Genomic DNA, 14,092 nt, shown 5'->3' with positions numbered 1-14,092 from the left:
TCATGGTTCGGACTTGCGAACCGACCTGATCTGCCGAGGCGGAAGGTCATCCTCATCACCGGGAAATCCTGCCAGCAATTGTCCAAAGCTGGGCACACGCGCCAGTCTTTCGTAGTCCTGAAACGACAGAATGACCGCCTGCTTGCGGCCGTGCCGGGTGATGATGGCGGGTTCTCCCGCGACGACCTGATCGAGCAGCGCCGAGAGTGTAGCCCCGGCATCCTTCAGCGAAATTTCGCGCATGGCGTTTCCTATCCTAATTTCTAACCCTCGACATTGGCCCGCAACGCGGCCAGCACCTGTGCAAACTCCGCCAGCCTGTCGTCGGACAGTCCTTTCCGCAGCCGCTTGTCGAAGGCTAACGCGGCGGTGCGCAATTTCAGGAACAGCGCTTCTCCGGCTTGGGTCAGCTCCACCTGGTGAACCCGGCGGTTCTCGGGATCGCGGCGGCGCATCAGCAGGCCTTGCGTCTCCATGGCGTTGAGGTGGTGGGTCAGCGTTGCGCCCCGGATGCCGATCATGCCGGCGAGCTCGCGTTGGTTGGCCAGCTCCCGCGACTTGACCGACAGCAACGTGACCCAGACCGGCAGCGTGCCGCCTGCCTCGACCAAGGCAGCGTCGAAAGCCTGCGCAACCAGCTTGGCGGTGCGCGCGAGATTCATCCCGATCGGCGGGCGGTCAAAGGGCGTCATGATCCGACACTAGAACAAGGGCAAAGCCTAAGGAACCGGCTCGAGCTTATGCGTTGACATCTAATCATTTGATATCTATCAATATGCCTGGCGGTGGGCAAGAGAGGATATGCGGTCATGCAATATGTCTACATCATCGTCCTCGGCCTTCACGTCATGGCGGGCGTGTTCTGGGCCGGCACCACCATCGCGGTCGCCCGCGAACCGGAGATCAGGGCGGAACGTTTCTTCCGGCCGCAAATGGGCGCAGCCGGCGTGGTTTTCCTCACGGGCTTGCTGCTGTGGTATTTCTTCCACAACGGCTCTTTCGGCTCGATGGAGAAGGTCTTGGCGCTGGGCATCTTGACGGCGTTAATCGCCGCCGGGGTTCAGGGCGCGCTGGTGGGTTCCGCCAGCAGGCAGTTGGCCGGGGCCGATGCGGCGAAGCAAACCCAATTGCGCGCCAAGATGACAAAAGGCGAACGCATCGCTGGCGGCCTGCTGGTCATCACCGTGTTCTGCATGGCCACCGCCAGGATGTTTTGAGCGTCCTGCCGCAATCGCAAGATCGTACGGTGCCCGGCGATAGCCGGCGGCGTGCGCGGCGCGCAGACCGGACCGACGTGCCTGGTGGCTCTCCGTACGGAGGTTCGGCTGCGCGCCACCAATCAATCCAAAATATTCCTCAGATCCGCAAGCCGAACCTGATGCCGTCATAGATTGCGGCGTGGATGTTGCGCGAGGCTACTGCATCGCCGATGCGGAAGAGCACGAAACCACTCTGCGGATTGCGCACCGGAAAGATGTCGCCGCCATTGACCAGTTTTTCGTAATCGATCGCGCCGGCGTTCTTCGACAGCGGCTTCAGCGCCAGGTAGAGATCGTCGAGCGGCAGCGTGCCGTGCTCGACCACCACCTGGTCGACGCGCCGCTCGCCGCGCCAGCCATCGGCGAAGTCGGAGGCGAGCTCGGCGATCAGCTGGTTGCCTTCGCGCCGCACAGAACGTAGCCGTGTGTTGATGGTCACCGTGACCCCCTTTTCCTGGAAGGCGCGCATGTAGGGCACATGATTCATGCCGCCCATTTCCGGGGCGAAGAAGCGCTCTGGTGAAACCAGCTCCAGCCTGGCGCCGCTATTGGCGATCAGTTCGGCGGCACCCATGCCCTGGTGGCCGCCGTTGTCGTCATAGAGCAGCACGTTCTCGGCCGGCTTGACGCTGCCGGCCATGATGTCCCAGCTCGAGGTGACGAGATCGTCGCCCGCCGTCAGAGGCGGGTTCTGCGGCAGGCCGCCAGTGGCGACCACCACCACGTCCGGCGACAGCGCCAGCACGTCGTCCGTCTCCGCCCATTTGTCGTAGCGGATCTCGACGCCCAGCCGGTCGAGTTCGGCCAGGCGCCAGTCGATGATGCCGATCAATTCCTTGCGGCGCGGGTTTTGCGTTGCCAGCCGCACCTGGCCGCCGGCCTGGCTCGATGCTTCCAGCACCGTCACCTGGTGCCCGCGCTCGGCGGCGACGCGCGCTGCCTCCAGCCCGCCGGCGCCGGCGCCGACGACGACCACCTTCCGCTTCGGTCCCTCGGTTTTCGGAATAATATGCGGGATATCAGCCTCGCGGCCCGTCGCCGCATTGTGGATACACAGCGCCTCGCCGCCCTCATAAATGCGGTCGAGGCAATAGGTGGCGCCGACGCAAGGGCGGATCTCGTGCTCGCGGCCTTCCATCACTTTTTTGACGATATGCGGGTCGGCAATGTGGGCGCGCGTCATGCCGACCATGTCGAGCTTGCCGGTGGCGATGGCGTGACGCGCGGTGGCGACGTCGGAAATCCGCGCCGCATGGAAGGTCGGGAATTTCGTCGCCGCTCTCACCTCCCCTGCGAAGTCGAGATGCGGTGACGAGCGCATGCCGGTCACCGGGATGACCTTGGTCAGCGCCGCATCGGTCTCGATCGAGCCACGGATGATGTTGAGGAAATCGACCTTGCCGGAGCCGGCCAGCCGCCTGGCGATTTCGACGCCCTCCTGTTTCGACAGGCCTTTCTCGAAATCCTCGTCGGCGACCATGCGGATGCCGACGACGAACTTTTCGCCGACCGCGGCACGCACTGCGTCGAGCACCATTCCGGTGAAGCGCAGCCGGTTGTCGAGCGAGCCGCCGAAATCGTCGTCGCGCTGGTTGGTGGCCGGCGACCAGAAACCGTCCATCAGATGGCCGTAGGCTTCGAACTCGATGCCGTCGAGGCCGGCAGCCTGGCAGCGCTGCGCGGCCGCCGCATAGTCGGCGACGATGCGCTCGATATCCCAGTCCTCGATAGTCTTGGGAAAGGCGCGATGGGCCGGTTCGCGCACCGGCGAAGCCGACAGGACGGGCAGCCAGTCGGCCTTGTTCCAACCGGTGCGGCGGCCGAGATGGGTGATCTGTATCATCACCTTGCAATCGTGCTCGTGGCAGGCATCGGTAAGCTCGGCGAGCCACGGCACGATGCGGTCGTCATAGACATGCAGATTGCCAAAAGCGGCCGGGCTGTCGCGCGAGACGATCGCCGAACCGGCGGTCATGGTCAGCGCCATGCCGCCCTTGGCCTTTTCGGCATGGTAGAGCCGATAGCGTTCCTTCGGCATGCCGTCCTCGGAATAGGCCGGCTCATGGCTGGTCGACATCACCCGGTTCTTCAGCGTCAGATGCTTGAGCTGATAGGGCTGGAGGAGCGGGTCGTTGCTAGTCATCATCTTCCTGCTGTTTCAAATTGTGCTAATGAGCGGCAAATTTCTGTTTTTACGCATGTCGCTGTCCCAAAATCGCTGCGCAGTTTTGGGCGACATGCAGCAAGGAACCTGCTCATGACCGATACGAAAAACCTCACCCAGCTCGGCACCAACGTCGAGGCGCCACAGAGCCCTGAAGCGGCAGTCCTGGAAACCGTGCCGTTTTCGCGCGGCGACGGCCCGCCGGCCATCGTTCGCTTTACCTGCCCGGAATTCACTTCGCTCTGCCCGGTCACCGGCCAGCCGGACTTCGCCCATATCGTCATCGAGTACGCACCCGATGCGCTGCTGGTGGAATCGAAGTCGCTCAAGCTGTTCATGACCTCGTTTCGCAACCATGGCGCCTTCCACGAAGAATGCACCGTCATGATCGGCCGCCGCATCATCGCCGCGACCAAGCCATTGTGGTTGCGCATCGGCGGCTATTGGTATCCGCGCGGCGGCATTCCGATCGACGTGTTCTGGCAAACCGGCGCGCCGCCGGAAGGTGTGTGGCTGCCCGACACCGGCGTCGCCCCCTATCGCGGGCGCGGCTAATCGGACGGAGCGGCTCACCTGATCCCGGTCCGGCACAGGTTGGTCCCCAGGAAAGGCATCACGGCGTCGCGGTACCGCTGTTGGTCATAGCGATAGAGATCAACGTGCCGCGCGCCGTCGAACCAGACCAGCTTTGCGTCAGCGCCTGCCGCATCTTTCAACGCCAGTGTCTGGCTGCGAGCGACAAACGGATCCGAATTGCCTGCTAGCAGCAATATCGGCCGATCAATCGCGCCGATGCGATCGACCGGCCTGACATCATCTACCCCGAAGCCAAGGCGGAGCTGCATCTGCGCCAAGAGGATGGTCGCCTGTACGTCGCGCAACATAGGCAAGGGCGCTCGCAACGCCGTGGTTTCCAGCAAAGTCGCGTAGAGCTGCTCCAGGACATAGGCATCGGCATGCTCCTGCTGAGCGCCAAATACAAAAGCAGCCGCACCGAGCGACGAGCCGATGGCCGCCACCTTGCGACCGGCGAAGCGTTGCCGCGCAAAGGCGAGGATGCGGCTGGCGTCCTGCCGTTCGATGTAACCAAAGCCTCTGATATCGCCGCCGCTTTCGCCATGTCCCGACAGATCGAACAGCACGATCGAGTAGCCGCTTTCGAAAAGCAGCTTCGCTCTTGGAACCATGGCCAGCTTGTTTGAACCGCGTCCGTGTAACAGCACGATTGTTCCGCAACTGTCCTGCCGATCCGCCACCCAACCGGCAAGATCGGGCGCGCCCTCCTGCTTCAGAACGATGCGCTCCACCGGTAACCCCACAGGCAGCGTGAAGCTTTGCTGAGGCACGCGGGCCACCGCGCGGCTTCCTGCCTCCCAGGTGACAGCGCAGGCCAGGACGCAAACCGCCGCGAATAAAGCAACCACGACAGGACCTCTTCTCATCGATCGGTCACGTGCACTTCGCATCAGTTGAGCGGCAGCCGCCGGTAACGGCCGGGACTGTTCGGATCGCTGAAATGGTGCATCGGCCCGTGTTCGGCAAAGTGCGCTGACCAGCGCTTCATTGCCGCCGGGGCGAGTTCGACACCCAGCCCGTCACCTTCCGGCACGCGCACCGTGTTGGCGATCTGTTTGAACGGGCCGTCCTTGATCACGTCGCCGATCTGCCAGCGAAACAGGGATTGCGACGCCTCGGTGATCCATGGCGTTGCCGCCACGACGTGCAGATAAGCCGATGTCATGATGCCGAGATCGTTCGAATAGCACCAGAACCCCTTGCCCATCGCCTCACAGGCGGCGATGAATTTCAGAGTTTTCGATAATCCGCCGAGTGCTGCGAAATTGCAGACGAAGTAATCCGGCGCACCGAGCGCGACTGCCCGTCTGAGATCCGGGATGTGCGTGGAGAACGGAATGCGCGAATGCTGGCGCAGCGCTGCCATCTCCTCGAAGGTCGCGACCGGATCCTCGTAATTGCGGATGTTGAACGGCTCGATCTCGCCCAGCACCCAGCGCGCTGTGGTCAGCGACCACTGCATGTTGGAATCGAGTTTGATCTGCGCTTTATCGCCAAGCGCCTCGCGCAGCATGCGCACTGTCCTGATCTCGAGCTCGGGATCGCCCATGATCAGCTTGCCCTCGAAGATCGTCGAGCCGTGCTGTTCTCGCATGCCGAGACAGTAGTCGACGATCGCTTCGGCGGTCATCTCGCCGCCGGCTCCGCCTTGAGCGGGGCGAAAGGCGAAATATTCCGAAAACGGAATGTCCTTGCGCACCGCGCCGCCGAGCAGCTTGTAGAGCGGCATGCCGAAGACCTTGCCTCTTATATCCCACAGCGCCAGTTCGACGGCACCGAACGCCACCGTGGCTGCATTCTCGCCAGTATTGGCGGTAATCTGCCAGGGCGGCACGCAGCGCGCCTCGCAGTCGGCGATGTCGAGGGGATCGGCGCCAATCAGCGCCGGCGCGATCTCGGCCTTGATCACCTCGCCGAAATGCCACCATGGCGCCTCGCCCAGTCCGACCACGCCTTCGTCCGTCTCGACCTCGATGATCGATTTCGAGGCGCCGCCGTAGAGACCAGCCGTCCACCAGAACGGAGCATCGAGCGGGACGTTGACGTGGGTGACGCGGATGTTGGTGATCTTCATCGGTTCCGTTCTCACTCGCACTGGTATTGGCTGAGCGCCCATTCGCCGGTCACCGAGAGCAGGTCGGATATCTTCCAGTCGCCGTCGACTTTCCTGAATTTCCACTCCAGCCGGTGCGGGTTGCCGGCGACGACGAAGGCGACGACGACCTTGGCCTCGTTGCCTTTGATCGCTTCGATGGTCTTCAGGCTGTTGTCGATCTCCGCCTTGTCGTATTCGGAATTGTCGAGTGCCATGTTGGGATCGAGGCACTCGCCCTGCCCCGACTTCCGCAGCGCGTCGCTCTTGTCCAGCACCGACTTTGCCGGGTCGGTGAAATGGCCCCGCTGAGCCGGATCGACCTCGAGCCCGGCATGCTCGTAGAACGGCTTCACCACCGCGGTCGGCGAGGCCGGCTGCACGGCTGCGGCCGGCGCGTTTTCTGCCGGCGGCGAAACTGCCGGCGGAGGTGCCGCACTGTCGGCCGGCGCGTTTGCGGGCGGCGCGCCGAACAGGCCCTGAGCGGCGGCGCTGCTCAATCCGGCCAGCAGGCACGCAGTCGCCAGAACCCAGGGACGGCAGCGGAGCACGGCATCACTCCGGCGACTGCCCGGCAAGGCATTCGAGCGCACTCAGCGTCCAGCCGCTGGTCTTCGAGGTGATGTCGGCGATCTTCCACTGGCCGTCGATCTTCTTCAACGACCAGACCATTTCGCGTTTGGACTCATCGCCTTCGGGGAAAAGGTTGAACGTCGCCGTCACCTCGGCGCTATCGCCGTCCAGCGTTTCGGCCAGCGTCAGCGTCTTGGCCACGGTCTTCTCGTCATAGTCCTGCGCATCGAGACCAGGGGCGAAGTCGATGCAGGGAACTTCATCCGGATGGTTCTTTGCCGCATTGTCGTTCAGTTCGAACAGTTTCGTCACCGGCGCGGTGAAGCGGTCGCGATATTGCGCATCGGCCTCGAATTTGACCGACGGGACATAAAAGAACTTCACGGCGTTGGCAGCAGGGCCGGCAAACGCGGCCGCCGGCACGGCCATCGAAAGCGCGGCAACAAAAAGTGGCAGTTTCATGGGTGTCCCCGATTGTTCACTGACGGAAGCTATCAGTACCACGCATCTTGCCCGTCGGCTTTCTTGCGGTCCATGAAATCCTGCAACGTCTCGTCTGCTGGCAACTCAGGCGTTCAGCCAGACATCCTGGAGATCCATCTCGAAGGTTTGGTGGACACCGTAGTTCTTCACCTTCTCATTCATGTGGCTGAACAGCTTCTGCCAAAACGGCTGAATGATGACGCCCGAATCCTGCAGGATCTGCTCGATGTCCTTCATGACCTCGCGGCGCTTTTCCACGTCGATGAGCGAAAGAGCCTGCTTGAGCTTGGCGTCGAAATCAGGGTTCGAGTAGCCGGTTTCGTTCCAGGCCTCGCCGGTGCGATAGCCGAGCGCCAACACCTGTACGCCAAGCGGGCGCATGTACCAGATGGTCATCGAATAGGGGTATTTCGTCCAGTCGTTCCAGAAGGTCGACCCCGGCAGCACGGTGCGCTTCACCTTGATCCCGGCATCGCGCAACTGGCCGGCAATAGCGTCGCCGGTGTTCTTTTGCCAATCGTCCTCGACGGTGATCAGTTCATGCTCGAAGTCGTCCTGCCCGGCATCGGCCATAAGCTTCCTGGCGCCCGCGGCGTCGCGTGTCTTCTTGGGCAGCGCGTAGTATTCCGGATGAATCGGGCTGACGTGGTGGTTTTCACCAACAGTGCCTCGCCCGGCGTAGCCAAGTTCGAGCACCGCTTTGTTGTCGACGGCCATCTGGAGGGCGTTGCGAACCCGCTTGTCGTCATAGGGCTTGTTCGTGATGTTGGTCCGGGCGACGAGCGTGGTCGCTGTCGCGACCTCCGATTTGACCAGCCCCATCTTGTCGAGGATGTCTATGAAGTCGGCCGGCGTCTCGAAGTTGAGGTCGATTTCGCCGGAGTCGAATGCATTTATCGAGGCGTTGAAATCGGTTCCGTAGTCGATGAATTCGACGCCGTCGAGAAGCGCTTCACCGCCCCACCATTTGCCATTCTCACGACGCTTGACGACCGCTTTCTGGCCGACCGCATAAGACACCAGTTCGAACGGCCCGGTGCCAATCGGCTTCTCAATCGGATTGGCGCCGTCGGCGTCGAAGTTGCGATGGACCACCAGCGCCGGATAGTCGGTGAAGTTCGGGATCAGCGAGATGTCCGGTTCGTTCAGCTTCAGCTTCACCGTGTTGTCGTCGACTTTGGTGATCGCCCCTTCCCTGGCCTTGCCGGTCTTTGCATCGATCAGCGCACCGACGCGCGCGGCCATCGAATTGCCGGCGGCAGCCTTCTCGCACCAGCGCGTCAGATTGTAGGCCACGTCATCGGCGTTGAAAGCATCGCCGTTGTTCCAGGCGATGCCCTTGCGCACATGCAGCACGTATTCGGTGGCGTCGTCGTTGACCTCCCAGCCTTCGAGCAGAACCGGCTCGAATGTGAACTGGCGGGTGTAGCGGACAAGCGGCTCGAGCCAGCAGCGTGAAATGTTCGCAAGTTCCACCCAGTCGTAGGTGCGCGTGTCCTTTTGCGCCTTCACCGACATCGAAACGTGCAGCGTTCCGCCTTTCTTCGGCTCTTCAGCCAAAGCCCGCTCCGGCACGGCAAGTCCAATCATGCCGTAGGCAAGGGCCGTCGATGCGCCGAAAGCGCTTGCCAGGGCCAGAAACTCCCGCCGGTCGACGCGACCGGCGCGCGCCTCGCTGGCCATTGCTTCGATGGCGCTCGGTACGCGATCGCCGTTGCTTCTGAAGAGTGTCATTTTTTCCTCCCTTATGGTTCGCATCGGGTCTTCGCCCGTGATCAACTAACGCTGTCCGGCAGTTTCTCCTCGCGCCGCGCAATCAAATCTTTGAGACCATCGGCGATGCCCTCATCGAGCTTCGGCTCCTCATAATCGGCGAGCATGTTGCGCGCTTTCTCGCGGCCGCGGGTGTCGTGGTCCTTTGCTCCTTCCGCCTTCCACTGTTCGAACGAATTGAAGTCCATGATGCTCGGTATGAAGAAGGCGGACTCGAAATGTTCAAGCGTGTGCTGGGTGCCGAGGAAATGGCCCTGCGGTCCGACCTCGCGGATAGCCGCCATAGCCTCCTTGAAATCGTCGAATGGCAGCCCGCCAGCATATTTGTACCAGCCGACAAGCTGCTCGCAGTCGGTGGCAAATTTCGAATAGCCGCAGGTCAGGCCGGCCTCGAGCCAACCGGCGGAGTGCCAGATGTAGTTGGCGCCGGCAAGGATGGCGGCATGCATCAGCATGTTCGCCTCGTAGCCCGCCTGGGCGTCGTTCAGCTTCGAGCCGACATGGAAACCGGACGTGCGCCACGGCAGACGATACTTCCGCGCCAGCGCGCCCATGAGATACATCATCTGGGCCGCCTCCGGCGTGCCGCCCATGGGAGCGCCGGTCTTCATGTCGACCGTCACCATGAACTGTCCGTAGATCTGCGGCGAACCCGGACGCAGGAGCTGTGTGAACGCGACGCCCGCCAGCGCTTCGGCATTGACCTGCGCGACCGCACCGACGGCAGAGGCCGAAGTCGAGGCGCCGCAAAGGGCGAAGGGGGCGAGGATCAGCGGCTGGTTGTGGCGCGCATAGACTTTCATCGCGTCCAGCATGGTGGCGTCCCACACCAGCGGCGAATTGCAGTTGGTGATCGACACCAGGACCGGGTTGTCGCGGACATAGTCCTCGCCGAACACGATGCCTGCCATCGCCATCGTGTCTTCGGCTCGATCCCTGGAGGTCACGATGCCCATGAACGGCTTGTCGGAGTGCTTCAGCGCCGAATGGATGATGTGGAGGTGACGTTTCGGCACCGCGATTTCCATCGGCTCGCAGATGATCGAGCTCGACGAATGCAGCGCCGGCGCCATGTAGGCGAGCTTGTGGAAATTGTTGAGGTCGGCGAGTGTGCCGTAGCGCCTGTTGTTGTCGAGGTCGCGCACGTAAGGCGCCCCGTACATCGGCACGAAGATGGAGTTGTTTCCACCCACACGTACGGAACGCTGGGGATTCCTCGCATTGAGCGTGAACTCCGACGGGACCTTCGAGATGAGCTCCATCAGCAGGGCGCGGTCGATCCGGACTCTTGTCTCCGAGACATCGGCGCCCGCCGCCTTCCACATTGCGATCGCCTCGTCGTCGCGGAACTCGCATCCCACTTCTTCGAGGATGGAGAGCGACTCCTGGTGGATCACCTCAACCGCCTCGTCCGGAACCATCTGATAGACGGGAATCTGGCGGACCAGGGTTGGAAACGACGCTATGGGTGCGCCCCGCAGCGCCTTGCGCCCCAGGCGGCCACCGCTGCGGCGGTTGGCGTGTTCGCTCACTTCAACGGCCGGTGCGTTCATGAAGGCTCCATATTCCTGTTGGTGACCAATCTAGCCAGACAAAATGCAGCTGTGACGCTGGAAAATCCTGATCTCTTGTATAAGCTCAGCTTATGCGAAGCTTGCGCCATCTGCTGCCGTCGGCCGGCAGCCTGATCGTTTTCGAGGCCGCCGGGCGGCTGTCGAGCTTTACCGCCGCCGGGCGCGAGCTCGGCATGACGCAGGCTGCCGTCTCCTATGCGATCCGTGGGCTCGAAGAGCAGCTCGGCGCGAAACTCTTCCAGCGCCGCCACCGGCAAGTCAGCCTGACCGAGGCCGGCGACCGCTTCCATGCCGACGTCTCGCTCGGCCTGTCGCACATTCGCAAGTCGGCGGAGGATCTGCGCCAGATCGCCGTCGGCGCGCACGTGACGCTCGCCGCCTCGACCGCCTTCGCCTCGTTCTGGATGATGCCGCGCCTGCAGCAGTTTCGCGACGAATTGCCGGGCATCGACCTGCGCATCCAGACCGCCGACCGCGATCTCGACATCATCGCCGAAGACATCCCGCTCGGCGTCCGCGGCGGCGAGCCCAGGGAATGGCCGGATTATCATTCGCTGCCGCTGGCCGATGAGGTGATATTCCCCGTTGCCGGCGTTAGTTATGTGGCACGGTTCGGGCTGCCGGAGCGTGTCGCGGACCTTCAATCGCACCGCCTTATCCATCTTGAAGAACCGTTTCGCGAGGCGGCCAGCTGGGACGAATGGTTCGCCTCGGCCGGTGTCGACATCGCCGATGCCGGACGCGGCTTGCGCATCAACGACTATGCGCTGGTGATCCAGGCAGTCATGGAAGGGCAAGGCATCGCGCTCGGCTGGGGTCACCTCGCCGAGCGGCTGCTGGCATCAGGGCTGCTGGTGCGCGTCACCGGCCACACGATGACGACCGGCAAGGGCTTTCATGTCATCTGGTCGAAGAACCGCGAACTCAGCGACAACGCCCGCAAGGTGCGGGACTGGCTGGCGGCGCAGGCGTGAGGCCGATAAATGCCCGGTCAAACGGTCACGACGATCTTGCCGAATTGCTCGTTCGATTCGAGATAGCGGTGCGCCTCGACCATCTGGTCGAACGGAAAGGTTCTGGCGATTGCCGGCTTCAGCGAACCCGAGCTCAGTCCGTCAAGGATGAACGCCTTGGCGGCCTGCAGCCGGACCGGATCGCGCACGATCTCATGGACGAGATAACCGCGCAGCGTCAGTGTCTTTGCCAGCACTGCAGGTAGTGGAAAGGGTGTCGGGTCGAGGCTCAAGCCGCCATATTCGATGAGAATGCCACCCGGTGCCATCGCCGCCGTCAGAGGCTTGAAAATCGGGCCGCCGACGGCATCGAACACCACGCGCACGCCGTCCGGGCCGGCGATTCGCTTCAGCCTGGCTTCCAGGTCCTCCTCTGCCGAGGCGATGACGTGGGCCGCGCCGAACTCAAGCAAAGCCCGCTTCTTGGCGGACGTCCGTGTGACCGCGATCGTGGTCGCGCCAACCATGTTGGCGATCTGGATCGCCGCCAGTCCGACGCTGCTCGATGCCGCAGTGATGACAACAAAGTCCTCCCTGCCGAGTTTGGCAATGTCGATCAGCGCACCGTAGGCGGTGAGATATTGCATCCACGCTGCGGCGGCTTCTTCCCAACTCAGCGATGGTGGATGCTTGACGACGAGCTCGGCGGGATATGTGGCAATCTCACCATAGGCAGGCCAGCGGGCCATCGATAATGGCGGCACGATGCTGACGGCATCGCCAGGCGCAAACCCGTCCACGCCTTCGCCGACCATCTCGACGATACCCGCCGCCTCGAGCCCAAGACCGGAAGGCAACGGCGCGGTCTGGATGTAGGTCCCCGAACGCAGCAGCGCCTCGGCGCGGTTTATACCCAACGCCTTGACGCGGATCTGAATCTCACCGCTCGCGGGCGCAGGCGTGTCAACATTCTCGATGCGCAGGACCTCGGGACCACCGAGCTCATGAAAGCGAACGACACGTGCCATCGGTCACAACTCCAAAATATTTGAACTGAATCAGCTATGCCAGCGCTCATCAGGCGGATAAATAGCCGCTTGAGTAGAGCAGCAGAAACTGTGGGTTTTGAATATGGATCGCCTTACGAGCATGGCCGTGTTCGTCAAAGCCGTCGACCTGGGCTCGTTCGCAGCCGCGGCGGCGGCTCTCGATCTGTCCGGGCCGATGGTCGGCAAGCATGTCCGGTTTCTCGAGGAGCGCCTGAGCGTGCGCCTCATCAACCGGACGACGCGCCGCCAAAGCCTGACCGATTTCGGGCGCGCCTATTATGAACGCTGCCGGTTGGTGCTTGCCGAAGCGGAGGCCGCGGATGCACTCGCCGCCGACCAGCTTGCCGAACCGCGCGGAAAACTGCGTGTCCTCATGCCGGTGCATTTCGGCCGGCGCTGCGTTGCCCCGATCCTGTTCGGGCTTGCGCAGCAATATCCGGCGCTGGAACTTGACCTGTCGTTCAGCGACACCATCGCCGATCTCGCAGAGGACGGCTGCGATCTTGCCATTAGAACGGGCGACCTGGAGGACCAGGCCGGGGTAATGGCGCGTCGCATCGCGCGCCAGCACATGGTCGTCTGCGCGTCGCCGTCCTATCTCGACCGGCACGGCGAGCCACATGAAATCGATGACCTCGGCAGCCATCACGCGATCATCTACCGCCGTTCCGGGCGTGCCGTTCAGCCGTGGCTGTTTCCGCGCAATGGCCTGCCCGCGATTGAGGTCAGGCCCATCAGCAGATTACGGCTCGACGATCTCGATGCCATCGCCGATGCCGCGGCCGCCGGCATGGGGCTCGCCTGGCTGCCATACTGGCTGGTTCGCCAGCGCATCCAGGTGGGCGCGCTTGTCCTGCTATTGCCGGAACAATCCCGGTTTCTCTACGACGTTCATGCCCTGTGGTTGCAGACGCGTCATCTGCCGATGAAAGTCCGCCTTGCCGCCGATGCACTGTCGGCAGCGCTGCCCAAGCTCATGACTTGAAGTGCACGGCCGCGGTCGGCTGCGTGGATTTCCTCGAGAACGACTCGACGCAAGCGCAAGCCGTTCGAGGCGAGGCTTCGTCGATCGGCTCGGCAGCGCCGCTGTCGATCCGCTCGCGCCTCGCATTGGGCGACAGTGCCCCCGAGATCCGCATCGAGGGTGTCCGCGATCAAGCCTGCGGCGGCACCTGCGGCGCAGTGGTAGAAACACGAAACTATATGGTCAGGTTTCGAATATACAGGAGATAAAATAGAAAAACTGTTAGCAATATCGAAATAACCGTCCAAATAGTAAACCAAATTATTCTCGCAATACGACTCTTTCGACGCTGTATCCATCGAGCGAAATTTACCATCAAGTAATCTAGGATGACGTCCAAATGTCGCCTCCAACGGCCATTCGCTTCGGATTTTGGCCTTCGTCCGACTAATTCTAATAAGTCAATTGGGGGCCAAGCCCACTCACTTCAACAATATTCCTATCTCTATATCGTGGCGGGACAGCACCCGGACAGCACCCCCCTCTGGCGGAGCAACGGAGCAGTCTCACTGCCTTGCAACGGTCAACGCTATTCTCCCTCTCCCGCATCGACCACGAATCCGCCTATAGTG

Annotated in this window: 14 protein-coding genes; 4 read left to right on the top strand and 10 right to left on the bottom strand. The window is 62.4% G+C overall.

The features are described 5' to 3' along the window. Both NKI24_RS25985 and NKI24_RS25980 read right to left on the bottom strand, forming a co-directional pair. Complete coding sequence (locus NKI24_RS25985; RefSeq protein WP_352452273.1) at positions 1–243, bottom strand: type II toxin-antitoxin system Phd/YefM family antitoxin; 243 nt, start codon at positions 241–243, stop codon at positions 1–3. 20 nt (positions 244–263) lie between these two features. After that, complete coding sequence (locus tag NKI24_RS25980) at positions 264–692, bottom strand: MarR family winged helix-turn-helix transcriptional regulator (protein ID WP_023674397.1); 429 nt, start codon at positions 690–692, stop codon at positions 264–266. 156 nt (positions 693–848) lie between these two features. On the opposite strand from NKI24_RS25980, the gene NKI24_RS25975 reads away from it, so the two are divergent. Then, positions 849–1,217: a hypothetical protein gene (locus NKI24_RS25975; protein ID WP_245274614.1), complete on the top strand. Its 369-nt coding sequence runs from the start codon at positions 849–851 to the stop codon at positions 1,215–1,217. Positions 1,218–1,356: 139 nt separating this feature from the next. Here NKI24_RS25975 and NKI24_RS25970 read toward each other — a convergent pair whose 3' ends face one another. After that, complete coding sequence (locus NKI24_RS25970; protein ID WP_352452274.1) at positions 1,357–3,402, bottom strand: oxidoreductase; 2,046 nt, start codon at positions 3,400–3,402, stop codon at positions 1,357–1,359. Between the two features lie 114 nt (positions 3,403–3,516). Here NKI24_RS25970 and queF point away from each other — a divergent pair, with 114 nt between their 5' ends. Further along, the gene (gene queF, locus NKI24_RS25965) at positions 3,517–3,978 is read left to right on the top strand and encodes a preQ(1) synthase (RefSeq protein ID WP_352452275.1); all 462 of its coding nucleotides are present in this window, start codon (positions 3,517–3,519) and stop codon (positions 3,976–3,978) included. 14 nt (positions 3,979–3,992) lie between these two features. Here queF and NKI24_RS25960 read toward each other — a convergent pair whose 3' ends face one another. The 6 genes from NKI24_RS25960 to NKI24_RS25935 all read right to left on the bottom strand — a co-directional run bounded on the left by NKI24_RS25960 (position 3,993) and on the right by NKI24_RS25935 (position 10,473). Next, positions 3,993–4,865, bottom strand: a complete 873-nt coding sequence (locus tag NKI24_RS25960) for an alpha/beta hydrolase (protein WP_352749498.1) — start codon at positions 4,863–4,865, stop codon at positions 3,993–3,995. A gap of 23 nt (positions 4,866–4,888) precedes the next feature. Continuing rightward, positions 4,889–6,073: a mandelate racemase/muconate lactonizing enzyme family protein gene (locus NKI24_RS25955; RefSeq protein ID WP_352452277.1), complete on the bottom strand. Its 1,185-nt coding sequence runs from the start codon at positions 6,071–6,073 to the stop codon at positions 4,889–4,891. Positions 6,074–6,084: 11 nt separating this feature from the next. Further along, complete coding sequence (locus NKI24_RS25950) at positions 6,085–6,642, bottom strand: hypothetical protein (protein ID WP_352452278.1); 558 nt, start codon at positions 6,640–6,642, stop codon at positions 6,085–6,087. A gap of 4 nt (positions 6,643–6,646) precedes the next feature. After that, entirely contained in the window at positions 6,647–7,126 is a 480-nt protein-coding gene (locus tag NKI24_RS25945; protein ID WP_352452279.1) for a DUF3828 domain-containing protein, read from the bottom strand. Positions 7,127–7,231: 105 nt separating this feature from the next. Further along, positions 7,232–8,881: an ABC transporter substrate-binding protein gene (locus tag NKI24_RS25940; RefSeq protein WP_352747024.1), complete on the bottom strand. Its 1,650-nt coding sequence runs from the start codon at positions 8,879–8,881 to the stop codon at positions 7,232–7,234. 41 nt (positions 8,882–8,922) lie between these two features. Beyond that, the gene (locus NKI24_RS25935) at positions 8,923–10,473 is read right to left on the bottom strand and encodes a trimethylamine methyltransferase family protein (RefSeq protein ID WP_352749492.1); all 1,551 of its coding nucleotides are present in this window, start codon (positions 10,471–10,473) and stop codon (positions 8,923–8,925) included. A gap of 92 nt (positions 10,474–10,565) precedes the next feature. On the opposite strand from NKI24_RS25935, the gene NKI24_RS25930 reads away from it, so the two are divergent. Beyond that, a complete protein-coding gene (locus tag NKI24_RS25930; protein ID WP_352569797.1) occupies positions 10,566–11,468 on the top strand; it encodes a LysR substrate-binding domain-containing protein in 903 nt (300 codons plus the stop codon). Between the two features lie 17 nt (positions 11,469–11,485). Here NKI24_RS25930 and NKI24_RS25925 read toward each other — a convergent pair whose 3' ends face one another. Beyond that, positions 11,486–12,475 (bottom strand): zinc-dependent alcohol dehydrogenase family protein, encoded by a 990-nt coding sequence (locus NKI24_RS25925; RefSeq protein ID WP_352749488.1) that lies wholly within the window; start codon positions 12,473–12,475, stop codon positions 11,486–11,488. A gap of 103 nt (positions 12,476–12,578) precedes the next feature. Between NKI24_RS25925 and NKI24_RS25920 the strand changes: the two genes are divergently transcribed. Beyond that, complete coding sequence (locus NKI24_RS25920; protein WP_352749485.1) at positions 12,579–13,481, top strand: LysR family transcriptional regulator; 903 nt, start codon at positions 12,579–12,581, stop codon at positions 13,479–13,481. Positions 13,482–14,092: the final 611 nt, after the last annotated feature.

This window comes from Mesorhizobium sp. M0701 (assembly GCF_040320365.1).
GTDB lineage: Bacteria > Pseudomonadota > Alphaproteobacteria > Rhizobiales > Rhizobiaceae > Mesorhizobium.
This window is presented reverse-complemented; position numbering and strand designations above follow the sequence as displayed.

What these genes read in the sequence shown, in the direction of transcription:
- NKI24_RS25985 (WP_352452273.1), bottom strand. Translation starts at nt 243, where the DNA reads ATGCGCGAAATTTCGCTGAAGGATGCCGGGGCTACACTCTCGGCGCTG.
- NKI24_RS25980 (WP_023674397.1), bottom strand. Translation starts at nt 692, where the DNA reads ATGACGCCCTTTGACCGCCCGCCGATCGGGATGAATCTCGCGCGCACC.
- NKI24_RS25975 (WP_245274614.1), top strand. Translation starts at nt 849, where the DNA reads ATGGCGGGCGTGTTCTGGGCCGGCACCACCATCGCGGTCGCCCGCGAA.
- NKI24_RS25970 (WP_352452274.1), bottom strand. Translation starts at nt 3,402, where the DNA reads ATGACTAGCAACGACCCGCTCCTCCAGCCCTATCAGCTCAAGCATCTG.
- queF (WP_352452275.1), top strand. Translation starts at nt 3,517, where the DNA reads ATGACCGATACGAAAAACCTCACCCAGCTCGGCACCAACGTCGAGGCG.
- NKI24_RS25960 (WP_352749498.1), bottom strand. Translation starts at nt 4,865, where the DNA reads ATGAGAAGAGGTCCTGTCGTGGTTGCTTTATTCGCGGCGGTTTGCGTC.
- NKI24_RS25955 (WP_352452277.1), bottom strand. Translation starts at nt 6,073, where the DNA reads ATGAAGATCACCAACATCCGCGTCACCCACGTCAACGTCCCGCTCGAT.
- NKI24_RS25945 (WP_352452279.1), bottom strand. Translation starts at nt 7,126, where the DNA reads ATGAAACTGCCACTTTTTGTTGCCGCGCTTTCGATGGCCGTGCCGGCG.
- NKI24_RS25940 (WP_352747024.1), bottom strand. Translation starts at nt 8,881, where the DNA reads ATGACACTCTTCAGAAGCAACGGCGATCGCGTACCGAGCGCCATCGAA.
- NKI24_RS25935 (WP_352749492.1), bottom strand. Translation starts at nt 10,473, where the DNA reads ATGAACGCACCGGCCGTTGAAGTGAGCGAACACGCCAACCGCCGCAGC.
- NKI24_RS25930 (WP_352569797.1), top strand. Translation starts at nt 10,566, where the DNA reads ATGCGAAGCTTGCGCCATCTGCTGCCGTCGGCCGGCAGCCTGATCGTT.
- NKI24_RS25925 (WP_352749488.1), bottom strand. Translation starts at nt 12,475, where the DNA reads ATGGCACGTGTCGTTCGCTTTCATGAGCTCGGTGGTCCCGAGGTCCTG.
- NKI24_RS25920 (WP_352749485.1), top strand. Translation starts at nt 12,579, where the DNA reads ATGGATCGCCTTACGAGCATGGCCGTGTTCGTCAAAGCCGTCGACCTG.